This window comes from Microbacterium sp. CCNWLW41 (genome assembly GCF_037083505.1).
This window is the reverse complement of sequence record NZ_JBAOJP010000020.1, coordinates 23,840-35,444: the sequence shown is the minus strand read 5'-3', so window position 1 is coordinate 35,444 and position 11,605 is coordinate 23,840. Positions and strand designations below refer to the sequence as shown.

6 protein-coding genes and 1 tRNA gene are annotated in these 11,605 nt (G+C 67.6%); all 7 read right to left on the bottom strand.

Annotated elements, in window-relative coordinates:
- Nucleotides 1–208: 208 nt before the first annotated feature.
- Complete coding sequence (locus tag V6R91_RS36080) at nt 209–538, bottom strand: DUF7882 family protein (protein ID WP_336399328.1); 330 nt, start codon at nt 536–538, stop codon at nt 209–211.
- A 140-nt stretch (nt 539–678) separates the two neighbouring features.
- On the bottom strand, nt 679–1,578 hold the full coding sequence (locus tag V6R91_RS36075; protein WP_336399327.1) for a helix-turn-helix transcriptional regulator: 900 nt from the start codon (nt 1,576–1,578) through the stop codon (nt 679–681).
- Between the two features lie 23 nt (nt 1,579–1,601).
- Nucleotides 1,602–2,486, bottom strand: a complete 885-nt coding sequence (locus V6R91_RS36070; RefSeq protein ID WP_336399326.1) for an aldo/keto reductase — start codon at nt 2,484–2,486, stop codon at nt 1,602–1,604.
- Between the two features lie 504 nt (nt 2,487–2,990).
- A tRNA-Tyr gene (locus V6R91_RS36065) sits at nt 2,991–3,075 on the bottom strand.
- Nucleotides 3,076–3,171: 96 nt separating this feature from the next.
- Nucleotides 3,172–3,765 carry a hypothetical protein gene (locus tag V6R91_RS36060; protein WP_336399325.1) on the bottom strand — a complete coding sequence of 198 codons (594 nt, stop codon included), beginning with the start codon at nt 3,763–3,765 and terminating at the stop codon, nt 3,172–3,174.
- A 157-nt stretch (nt 3,766–3,922) separates the two neighbouring features.
- Nucleotides 3,923–7,798, bottom strand: a complete 3,876-nt coding sequence (gene rpoC, locus V6R91_RS36055; RefSeq protein ID WP_336399324.1) for a DNA-directed RNA polymerase subunit beta' — start codon at nt 7,796–7,798, stop codon at nt 3,923–3,925.
- A gap of 47 nt (nt 7,799–7,845) precedes the next feature.
- The gene (rpoB, locus tag V6R91_RS36050) at nt 7,846–11,346 is read right to left on the bottom strand and encodes a DNA-directed RNA polymerase subunit beta (RefSeq protein WP_336399323.1); all 3,501 of its coding nucleotides are present in this window, start codon (nt 11,344–11,346) and stop codon (nt 7,846–7,848) included.
- Nucleotides 11,347–11,605: the final 259 nt, after the last annotated feature.

Here is an 11,605-nt window from a genome sequence, read left to right as displayed (position 1 = left end):
TGGGAGAACGAGGGCGGCGCGCAACCACCACCGGCCCACACGAGCGCGTGGCAGGACGAGCTGTCGAGACACTGGCAGACGTACGTTCCCTCTGAAGAGACAGTTGCCCGGACGGCGAAGAAGCGGCACCACCGCGACAACCCGCACGGACACGGGCGACGCACCTGGCAACTCTGACCGCACCGGGGCGAGACGAGCGCCGATGAGCTCACTCGGCCCCGGGTGCCCCCGCGGACGCAACCAGTTGCCCATCCTTGATCATGATGCCGTCCAGCGTCGATGCTGCTGCGGCGAGGGCTTTGGTGAGGTCCCGGTCCAGGGCGGGCGGCTCGGTGTCGTCGAGCTCGAAACGTATCGCGATTCCGGGGTGGATCCAGATGGTGGTCTGGCGGGGCGGATACGGGCTCGCCTGCATCACGGTCAGGGCGAGTCCGTCACCGCGACGCAGGTACTCCAGGACCACGAATCGCAGATGCGCGACCAGGCGATCGTCTAGCTCGAACGGGTGGACATAACTGCCATAGTGAAGAACGCCCATCCGAACGGTCTACACCTGCTCGACTGGTCGCGTCCAAGGGCTTGCGCCAGGCCCCTAGAAGTCCCTTAGTGTGATTGTCCTCGAGCGGGGAGGATCTCGTTCCGCGGGACCGCTGGCGGGCGGCTGTTCGGGGAGGCGCATCACGACGCCGGTTTCGGCGTCGCCGCGAGGTTGCCCAGGAGCTGCAGCCGTTCTGCGGTGGGAGATGTCGGGTCGACGGTGCAGGCGTAGAGAACGAGGCCGTCTGACACGGGGAGCTCGAAGGCTTCGTAGTCGAACTGCAGATCGCCGACGGTGGGGTGGTGGATGCGTTTCGTTCCGGAGGTATGGAAGCGAACGTCGTGTTCCGCCCACATGGTGCGGAAGGTGTCGCTGCGGGTGACGAGTTCGCCGATCAGGTCGGTGAGGGCCTTGTCGTGCGGGTTCTGTCCGCCGGCGATGCGGAGACTGGCGACGATGCTGCGGGCGCCGGCTTCCCAGTCCGGGTAGTAGATCCGCGCTGCGGGGTTGAGGAACGCGAACCGGGCGTTGTTGCGTCCGTTCGCGGGATCATCGATGATCGGAGCGAACACCGCCGCGCCGAGCGCGTTGGTGGCGAGGAAGTCCTTGCGAGCGTTGGTGACGTAGGTCGGGGTTCCGACGATGGTGTCGAGGAATCGTTGCAGTGTGGGCCGGACCGTCGCATCAACTCGCGGTGTCCGCTTGCGTCCGGGGCCCGCCGGTGCGGCTGCGGCGGCGAGGTCGCCGAGGTGCGAGATCTCGGCGTCATCGAGTTGAAGCGCGCGGGCGACGGCATCCAGGACCTCTGGCGAGACGCCGGAGAGGTTGCCGCGTTCCATCTTGGCGTAGTAGTCCACGCTCATTCCGGCGAGCATCGCGACTTCCTCGCGGCGCAGTCCCGTCACGCGTCGCCGCCCGCCGCCGATGATGCCCGCCTGCTCGGGTGTGAGACGGGCGCGACGCGTGGTCAGGAACTCGCGCACTTCGGACTGGTTATTCATACGTTCATCCTCTGTCTCACCGCCCGCGGTGGACGCCACCGCGCCCGCCCCGGGCCGACGTGTCACTCCTCGGGGATGTCCCGGCCGAACGATTCGAGCGTGATCGCCTCCGGCTCCGGACCCCCACGCACGCCCCGATCGAGGGCGTCGATGCTACGCAGCTCTTCGGTCGTGAGCTCGAAGTCGAACACGTCGAAGTTCTCCGCGATGCGGGTCGGCTTGACGGACTTGGGGATCGCGGAGCGTCCTTCCTGCAGGTGCCAGCGCAGCATCACCTGGGCGGCGCTCTTCCTGTACCGTTCACCGATCTCGAGGAGCGTCGGGTCGTTGAACGTGCTGGCCGCCCCCTCTCCACGGTAGGAGGTGATGCCGCCGATGGGCGACCACGCCTGGGTGAGGATTCCGTGCTCGGCGTTCATGGCCTGCAGTTCGGGTTGGGTGAAGAACGGATGCACCTCGATCTGGTTCACCGCCGGGACGATCTCCGTCTCCGCGAGCAGCGCGTTCAGATGGGTGGGCATGAAGTTGCTGATCCCGATGGCACGGACCTTCCCGTCCGAAAGCAGCTGCTCGAGAGCGCGGTAGGCGCCGAGGGTCTTGTCGAACTCGCCCGGCAGTGCCTGGTGCAGTAGGAGCAGGTCGATCTGGTCGACGCCCAGCTTGCGGGCGCTCTTGTCGAACGCGTGCAGTGTCTGGTCGTAGCCGTAGTCGTTGATCCACACCTTGGTCTCGATGAAGATCTCGTCGCGGGGAAGGCCAGATTCACGGATCGCGTCGCCAACGCCACGCTCGTTCGCGTATGCGGCTGCGGTGTCGATCAGCCGATACCCGGTGGACAGGGCCGCGGCGACGGCCTCTTTCGTCTCGGCGGGCGGGGTCTGGAAGACGCCGAAGCCAAGGGCCGGCATGACGACGCCGTTGTTGAGAGTGAAGTTCACGGTGCTCATGCCTTCGACGCTATGCCCGCCCGAGACCGATAAACAGTGATGGTCAGTACACGGATAACCCGTCACCGCCATGCTTCTCTGGGGGCGTTCGGGGTCGGCGTGATCGTCGTCGCGGCCCTCAGCGCCTCGGCATCCTGATGACCGGCAGCCAGGTCTTTCCCCCGCGCTCACGCCGGGCGGTACTTCTCCGTGATCGCGGCCACCCATCGGGCGCGCTGCTCTCGCGCCCCCTCCTGCTCATGTCGCCGCACATCACGGTCAGGTTCAGCGGCGCACCCTCGGATGCGGTCTGGCGACTGTTCGGCGATGTCGCCCTGCGGACCCTCGAGAACTTCGCCGACCGCAATGCCCGGGCAGAGGCTGAACCAGCCGCCGAACCAGAGCGTCGAGAGGAAACCACGGTGCTGCAGACCCGACCATAGGGTGCAGAATACGGTGCAGACGACCGAGGGGTCCTGACCAGTCACTGGTCAAGACCCCTCGTTCTCCGCGTAAATTCCGCGGTGGTGGCAAGTGAGGGATTCGAACCCCCGAAGCATTACGCGGCTGATTTACAGTCAGCTCCCTTTGGCCGCTCGGGCAACTTGCCAGTGCACACCCGTCCCACTTTTTCAGCCGACCGGGGGCGCGAAGATCCATCATACCCGTCCCGGCCGGGCACCGGAAATCGGCCGCTGGGGGCGGCTCAGGTGGCGATGCGGGCGAGCGCGCGGGCGAGCCGTTCGTCCGCGCCCGGCCCATCCACGCCGTCCTCGCGCACCGTGCGCACCGCGTCCGCGACGCGGTCGGCGCGATCCGGATCCCTCCCGGGCCGGAGGATCCGCGGGTCGCCGTCCGAGGCGTCCACGACCCCGACGGGCGCCTCGCGGAGCGGCTCGACCAGCTCCGCCTCCGTCACCACCACCATCGGATCCGCGCCGAGGTCCGCGCGCGCCCCCGCGTGCAGCAGCCGGGCGACGGCACCGCCGAGCCCCGTGGAGGGCACGGTGCCCTGCCCGTGCTCCTGCACGCGTCCCGCCCCGATCACGACCCGGCGTCTCCCGGTGCCGGCCGGCGCGTCCAGCGGCAGCACACGCACGCGATGATCCTCCATCGCGACACGGATCCGCCGCCCGTCCTCGTCCTCCGCCAGCGGCGTGAGCAGCACCACCCCGTGGCCTCCTCGCGCGAGCCAACGAGCCAGATCCGCGCCGGCCCCCGCGACCGACTCGCACGCGCCGCGCTCGTCACGCACCTCGTCGATCCGGGCCTCCCCCACCACGACGATCCGCTCGCTCATGCGCTCCTCCTCGGGCCAGCGTAGCCCGCGTGCGTCACGCCCGCCTGCGGCCCCGGGAGAACAGAAGAGGCAGGGACGACGAAGGCCCCGGATCCGAGGATCCGGGGCCTTCGATCACCCGAGCTCACGGCCGCGTTGCGGCCCTGGGCTCACCCGATCAGTTGTAGGTGCCGGGGGTGATGTCGTCGGTCGAGAACGCGTCGAAGTCGACGTAGCCGAAGTCGCCGTCGGCGTACGCCCCGTCGGATGCGAAGATCCGGTTCGGGTAGCGCTCGCTCTTGGCCTCCTCGGTCGCCTCCACCGTGATGTCGCGGTAGCGGCGCAGGCCCGTCCCGGCGGGGATGAGCTTACCGATGATGACGTTCTCCTTGAGGCCGACCAGCGGGTCGCTCTTGCCCTCCATGGCGGCCTGCGTGAGCACGCGGGTCGTCTCCTGGAAGGACGCGGCCGACAGCCACGACTCGGTCGCGAGCGACGCCTTCGTGATACCCATCAGCTCGGGACGGCCGGACGCGGGGCGCTTGCCCTCGGCGACCGTCTCGCGGTTGATGCCCTGGTACTTCTTGAAGTCCACCATCTCGCCCGGCAGCAGCGTCGTGTCACCGTGGTCGACGACCGTGACCTTCCGCAGCATCTGGCGCACGATGACCTCGATGTGCTTGTCGTGGATCGGCACACCCTGCGAGCGGTACACGCCCTGCACCCCGTCGACGAGGTACTTCTGGGCGGCACGCGCACCCTGGACGCGCATGACCTCCTTGGGGTCGAGCGTGCCGACCTGCAGGGGCTGGCCCACGACCACGTGCTGGCCGTCCTCGACGAGGAGCGTCGCACGCTTCAGGACCGGGTAGACCACCTCTTCGTCGCCGTTGTCGGGCGTCAGGATGACCTTCTTGGACTTGTCGGTCTCCTCGATGGTGATCCGGCCGTCCGCCTCGGCGATCGGCGACGCGCCCTTCGGGGTGCGCGCCTCGAACAGCTCGGTGACGCGCGGCAGACCCTGGGTGATGTCGTCGGCCGACGCCGAACCACCGGTGTGGAAGGTACGCATCGTCAGCTGCGTGCCGGGCTCACCGATCGACTGGGCCGCGATGATGCCGACGGCCTCGCCGATGTCCACCGTCTTGCCGGTGGCGAGCGAACGGCCGTAGCACTTCGCGCACACGCCGACGGCGGAGTCGCAGGTCAGCACCGAACGGACCTTGATGGAGGTGACGCCCGAGTCGATCAGCTTGTCGATGAGCACGTCGCCGACGTCCTCGCCCGCCGTGGCGAGCACCGTGCCGGCCTCGTCCACGACGTCGACCGCGAGCGTGCGGGCGAACACGGAGTTCTCCACGTTCGCGTCGCGCACCAGCGTGCCGGTCGAGTCGACCGCGGCGATCGGGAGCTCGAGCCCCTTCGACGTGCCGCAGTCGTCCTCGCGGATGATGACATCCTGCGAGACGTCCACCAGACGACGGGTCAGGTAGCCCGAGTCCGCCGTACGGAGAGCCGTGTCGGCCAGACCCTTTCGGGTACCGTGCGTCGCGATGAAGTACTCCGCCACCGACAGCCCCTCGCGGTACGAGGAGATGATCGGGCGCGGGATGATCTCACCCTTCGGGTTGTTCACCAGGCCTCGCATACCCGCGATGTTGCGGATCTGCAGCCAGTTACCACGGGCGCCGGAGGACACCATGCGGTTGATGGTGTTGTCCTGCGGGAAGTGGGCGCGCATCGCGGCCTGGACCTCGTCGGTCGCCTCGGTCCAGATCTTGATGAGCTCCTGACGACGCTCGGCGTCGGTGGTGAGACCCTTCTCGTACTGCGACTGGACCTTCGCGGCCTGCTTCTCGTAGCCCGCGACGATCTCCGCCTTGTTCGGCGGGGTGAGGATGTCGCTCAGCGCGACCGTCACACCCGAGCGCGTAGCCCAGTAGAAGCCCGCGTCCTTGATCCGGTCCAGCGTCGCCGCCGTCTCGACCTTCGGGTACTCCTCGGCCAGCTTGTTGACGATCTGCGACAGCTTGCCCTTGTCGGCGACCTCGCGCACGAACGGGTAGCCCTTCGGCAGGGCGTCGTTGAAGATCGCCTGGCCGAGCGAGGCGTCCACGAGACCGTGGCGCTCGTAGCCCTCGGGAGCCTCGCCCTCGAGGAAGGTCAGACCCGGGATGCGGATGCGGACCTTCGCCTGCAGGTCGAGCGTGCCCTCGTCCTTGGCGAGGATCGCCTCGGACACCGAGCCGAACGCACGGCCCTCGCCGACCGCCCCCTCCTTGACCGTGGTCAGGTGGTGGAGGCCGATGATCATGTCCTGCGAGGGCAGGGTGACCGGACGGCCGTCGGACGGCTTCAGGATGTTGTTCGACGCGAGCATCAGCACGCGGGCCTCGGCCTGGGCCTCGACCGACAGCGGCAGGTGCACGGCCATCTGGTCACCGTCGAAGTCCGCGTTGAAGGCGGCGCAGACGAGCGGGTGCAGCTGGATGGCCTTGCCCTCGACGAGCTGCGGCTCGAAGGCCTGGATGCCCAGGCGGTGCAGGGTGGGGGCGCGGTTCAGCAGCACCGGACGCTCGCGGATGATCTCCTCGAGCACGTCCCACACCTCGGGGCGCGTGCGCTCCACGGCGCGCTTGGCGGCCTTGATGTTCTGCGAGTGACCGAGGTCGATCAGGCGCTTGATCACGAACGGCTTGAACAGCTCCAGCGCCATCTGCTTGGGCAGACCGCACTGGTGCAGCTTCAGCTGCGGGCCGACCACGATGACCGAACGGCCGGAGTAGTCGACGCGCTTGCCGAGCAGGTTCTGGCGGAAGCGACCCTGCTTGCCCTTCAGCATGTCGCTGAGGGACTTCAGGGCGCGGTTGCCGGTGCCGGTGACGGGACGACCGCGGCGGCCGTTGTCGAACAGCGCGTCGACGGCCTCCTGCAGCATCCGCTTCTCGTTGTTGACGATGATCTCGGGGGCGCCGAGGTCGATCAGGCGACGGAGGCGGTTGTTGCGGTTGATCACGCGACGGTACAGGTCGTTGAGGTCGGAGGTCGCGAAGCGGCCACCGTCCAGCTGCACCATCGGGCGCAGCTCCGGCGGGATCACCGGAACGACGTCCAGCACCATCGAGGCCGGGCTCATGCCGGTCTCGAGGAACGAGTTCACGACCTTCAGGCGCTTGATCGCGCGGATCTTGCGCTGGCCCTTGCCCTCGGCGATCTGCAGACGCAGGTTCTCCGCCTCGCCGGCCAGGTCGAAGCTCTCCAGGCGCTTCTGGATCGCCTCGGCGCCCATGTGGGCCTCGAAGTACTGGCCGAAGCGGTCCTGCAGCTCGTGGAAGACGTCGTCCTCCGGGCGCAGCGCGCCGACCTCGAGCGTGCGGAAGTCCTCCCACACGCGCTCGAGCTTGGCGATCGCCTCGTCGGCGCCCTTGCGGAGCTGGGACATCTCCTTCTCGGCGGCGTCCTTGACCTTCTTCTTGGCGTCGGCCTTGGCGCCCTCCGCCTCGAGAGCGGCGAGCTCCTCCTCCAGCTTGGCCAGGCGCTCCGCGATCTTGGCGTCGCGGCGGTCGCCGAGCGTCTTCAGCTCGAGACGGATGTTGTTCTCCTGCGTGGCGAGGTCGCGGTGGCGCGCGTCCTCGTCCACGGAGATCACCATGTACGCGGCGAAGTAGATGACCTTCTCGAGGTCCTTCGGCGCCATGTCGAGCAGGTACCCGAGGCGCGAGGGCACGCCCTTGAAGTACCAGATGTGGGTGACGGGCGCGGCGAGCTCGATGTGGCCCATGCGCTCGCGGCGGACGGAGCTCTTGGTGACCTCCACGCCGCATCGCTCGCACACGATGCCCTTGAAGCGGACGCGCTTGTACTTGCCGCAGGCACACTCCCAGTCGCGGGAGGGGCCGAAGATCTGCTCGCCGAAGAGGCCGTCCTTCTCCGGCTTCAGCGTGCGGTAGTTGATCGTCTCGGGCTTCTTGACCTCGCCGTAGGACCAACGACGGATGTCGTCGGCGGTGGCCAGACCGATGCGAAGCTCATCGAAAGTTGTTGCGTCGAGCACTAGTTCTCCTGTGTCGAAATTCTCTGAAGAAGTGGGTCTGGCTGAGATCAGATCTCGTCGATCGAGGCGGACTCGAAGCGGCTGGAGATGTTGATCCCCAGTTCCTCCGCAGCCCGGAACGCCTCGTCGTCGGTGTCACGGAGGTTGACCGCCGTGCCGTCGGCCGAGAGCACCTCGACGTTCAGGCAGAGCGACTGCATCTCCTTCATGAGCACCTTGAACGACTCGGGGATGCCCGGCTCCTGGATGTTCTCGCCCTTGACGATCGCCTCGTAGACCTTGACGCGGCCGAGGATGTCGTCGGACTTGATCGTGAGGAGCTCCTGCAGGGCGTACGCGGCTCCGTAGGCCTCGAGCGCCCACACCTCCATCTCACCGAAGCGCTGGCCGCCGAACTGGGCCTTACCGCCGAGCGGCTGCTGGGTGATCATCGAGTAGGGACCCGTCGACCGCGCGTGGATCTTGTCGTCCACGAGGTGGTGCAGCTTCAGGATGTACATGTAGCCCACCGAGATCTGGCCCGGGAACGGCTCGCCCGACCGACCGTCGAACAGGGTCGTCTTCCCGGTCGAGTCGATGAGGCGGTCCCCGTCGCGCGTCGGGATCGTCGAGTCGAGCAGACCCGAGATCTCCTCCTCGCTGGCGCCGTCGAACACCGGGGTCGCGACCTTGGTGCCCGGGGCGACGTCGAACGCCTGCTCCGGCAGACGCGCGGCCCACTCCGGGGTGCCCTCGATCTTCCAGCCCTGCTTCGCGATCCACCCGAGGTGGGTCTCCAGCACCTGGCCGAAGTTCATGCGGCCCGGGATGCCGAGCGGGTTCAGGATCACGTCGACCGGCGTGCCGTCCGCGAGGAACGGCATGTCCTCGACGGGGAGGATCTTCGCGATGACGCCCTTGTTGCCGTGACGGCCCGCGAGCTTGTCGCCCTCGGTGATCTTGCGCTTCTGGGCGATGAAGACCACGACGCGGCGGTTGACGCCCGAGCCCAGCTCGTCGTCGCCGTCCTCGGCGTTGAACTCCTTGACCGCGATGACGGTCCCCTGCTCGCCGTGGGGCACCTTGAGCGACGTGTCGCGGACCTCGCGGCTCTTCTCGTTGAAGATCGCGCGGAGCAGGCGCTCCTCGGCGCTGAGCTCGGTCTCGCCCTTCGGCGTGACCTTGCCGACGAGGATGTCGCCGGGGCGGACCTCGGCGCCGATGCGGATGATGCCGCGCTCGTCCAGGTCCTTCAGCAGCTCCGGGCTGACGTTGGGGAGGTCACGGGTGATCTCCTCCTTGCCGAGCTTCGTGTCGCGCGCGTCGACCTCGTACTCCTCGATGTGGATCGAGGAGAGGGTGTCGTCCTTCACCAGGTCCTGGCTGAGGATGATCGCGTCCTCGAAGTTGTGGCCCTCCCAGGTCATGAACGCCACGAGGAGGTTCTTGCCCAGGGCCAGCTCGCCGTTCTCGGTGGCGGGGCCGTCGGCGATGACCTCGCCGACCTCCACCCGCTCACCAGCAGACACGACGACCTTCTGGTTGTAGCTGGTGCCGTGGTTGGAGCGGTCGAACTTGCGCAGGTAGTACTCCTGCGTGCCGCCCTCGTCGAGCATGACGACGACGCGGTCCGCGGAGACCTCGCTGACGACGCCCGCCTTGGTCGCGGTGATCACGTCACCGGCGTCGATGGCGGCGTAGCCCTCCATACCGGTGCCGACCAGCGGCGACTCGCTGCGCAGCAGCGGCACGGCCTGACGCTGCATGTTCGCGCCCATGAGCGCGCGCTGGGCGTCGTCGTGCTCCAGGAACGGCACGAGCGAGGTCGCGACCGACACCATCTGGCGCGGCGAGACGTCGATGTAGCCGATCTCCTCGGGGAGGAACAGGTCGACCTCACCGCTGCCGCCCTTGGGGCGCGCGAGCACGTGGCTCTCGGTGAAGCGGCCGTTCTTGTCGAGCGGGGCGTTCGCCTGCGCGATGTTGTAGTCGATCTCCTCGGCCGCCGACAGGTAGTCGATCTGGTCGGTGACGGTGCCGTTCTCGACCCGGCGGTACGGGGTCTCGATGAACCCGAAGGAGTTGATGCGCGCGAAGGTGGCCAGCGAGCCGATCAGGCCGATGTTCGGGCCTTCCGGGGTCTCGATGGGGCACATGCGGCCGTAGTGCGAGGGGTGCACGTCGCGCACCTCGACGCCGGCGCGGTCGCGGCTCAGACCACCGGGGCCCAGCGCCGACAGGCGACGCTTGTGGGTCAGGCCCGCGAGCGGGTTGTTCTGATCCATGAACTGCGACAGCTGCGAGGTGCCGAAGAACTCCTTGATCGCCGCGACGACGGGGCGCACGTTGATCAGGGTCTGCGGGGTGATCGCCTCGATGTCCTGCGTGGTCATGCGCTCGCGGACGACGCGCTCCATGCGGGACAGACCCGTGCGGACCTGGTTCTGGATGAGCTCGCCGACGGCGCGGATACGACGGTTGCCGAAGTTGTCGATGTCGTCGGTGGCGAGGCGGATCTCGGTCGTCTTGCCGCCGCGGATGCCCTCGAAGGTCTCCACGCCGGCGTGCAGGCGCACCAGGTACTTGATCGTCTCGACGATGTCCTTGACGGTCAGGACCGAGTCGCTCAGCGGCTGGTCCAGGCCCAGCTTCTGGTTGATCTTGTACCGGCCGACCTTGGCCAGGTCGTAGCGCTTCGGGTTGAAGTAGAAGTTGTCCAGCAGCGCGCGGGCGGCCTCGGCGGCGACCTGCTCGCCCGGACGGAGCTTGCGGTAGATGTCGCGGAGCGCGTCCTCCTTGGTGAGGATCGTGTCCTTCGCGAGCGTCTCCTCGATCGAGGGGAAGCCGGCGAACTCGGCGAGGATCTCCTCGCTGCTCATGCCCAGCGCCTTCAGGAAGACGGTGACGGACTGCTTGCGCTTGCGGTCGATGCGCACGCCGACCTGGTCGCGCTTGTCGATCTCGAACTCGAGCCACGCGCCACGGCTCGGGATGACGCGCGCGGAGACGATGTCCTTGTCGCTCGTCTTGTCCGGGGTCTTGTCGAAGTAGACGCCGGGCGAGCGCACGAGCTGCGAGACGACGACGCGCTCGGTGCCGTTGATGATGAACGTGCCCTTGTCGGTCTGCAGCGGGAAGTCGCCCATGAAGACCGTCTGGGTCTTGATCTCACCGGTCTGGTGGTTCATGAACTCGGCCTCGACGTACAGCGGGGCCGCGTAGGTCTTGCCGCGCTCCTTGCACTCCTCGATGGAGTACTTCTCCGGCTCGAGGTACGGGTTCGTGAACGACAGCTGCATCGTCTCGCTGAGGTCCTCGATCGGGGAGATCTCCTCGAAGATCTCCTCCAGTCCGCTGACCTCGGCGACGTCCTTGCGCCCCGCGGCCTTGGCCTCGGCGACGCGGTTGCGCCACGCCTCGTTGCCGACGAGCCAGTCGAACGACTCGGTCTGCAGGGCCAGCAGGTCGGGGACCGTCAGCGTGTCGGAGATCTTGGCGAACGAGAGGCGGGATGCACCGCGTCCGTTCTTGTTGGTGGTGGGAGTGGATGCGTTGCGAGCAGCAGCCAAGGGAATAACCTCCGTGAGCCCCGAGGGGGCGTCTCGATTCCTCTGTCGTCAGGTGGAGTGCGCCGCGTCGCTCGGACCCGCACGGAAGTCACCGCGTGAGCAGGCGGGACGTGCGGGGTTTCTGCCGACCACCATATGAGGGCAGGGAGGAGTGAGGCGCAACGATCAACTATACGACGGATTTCACGACATGTCCAGCGTGATTCTTGACCTCCGCGCGCCGGTGGGGTATATCTGCGCGATCGACCGACCCTCAGGA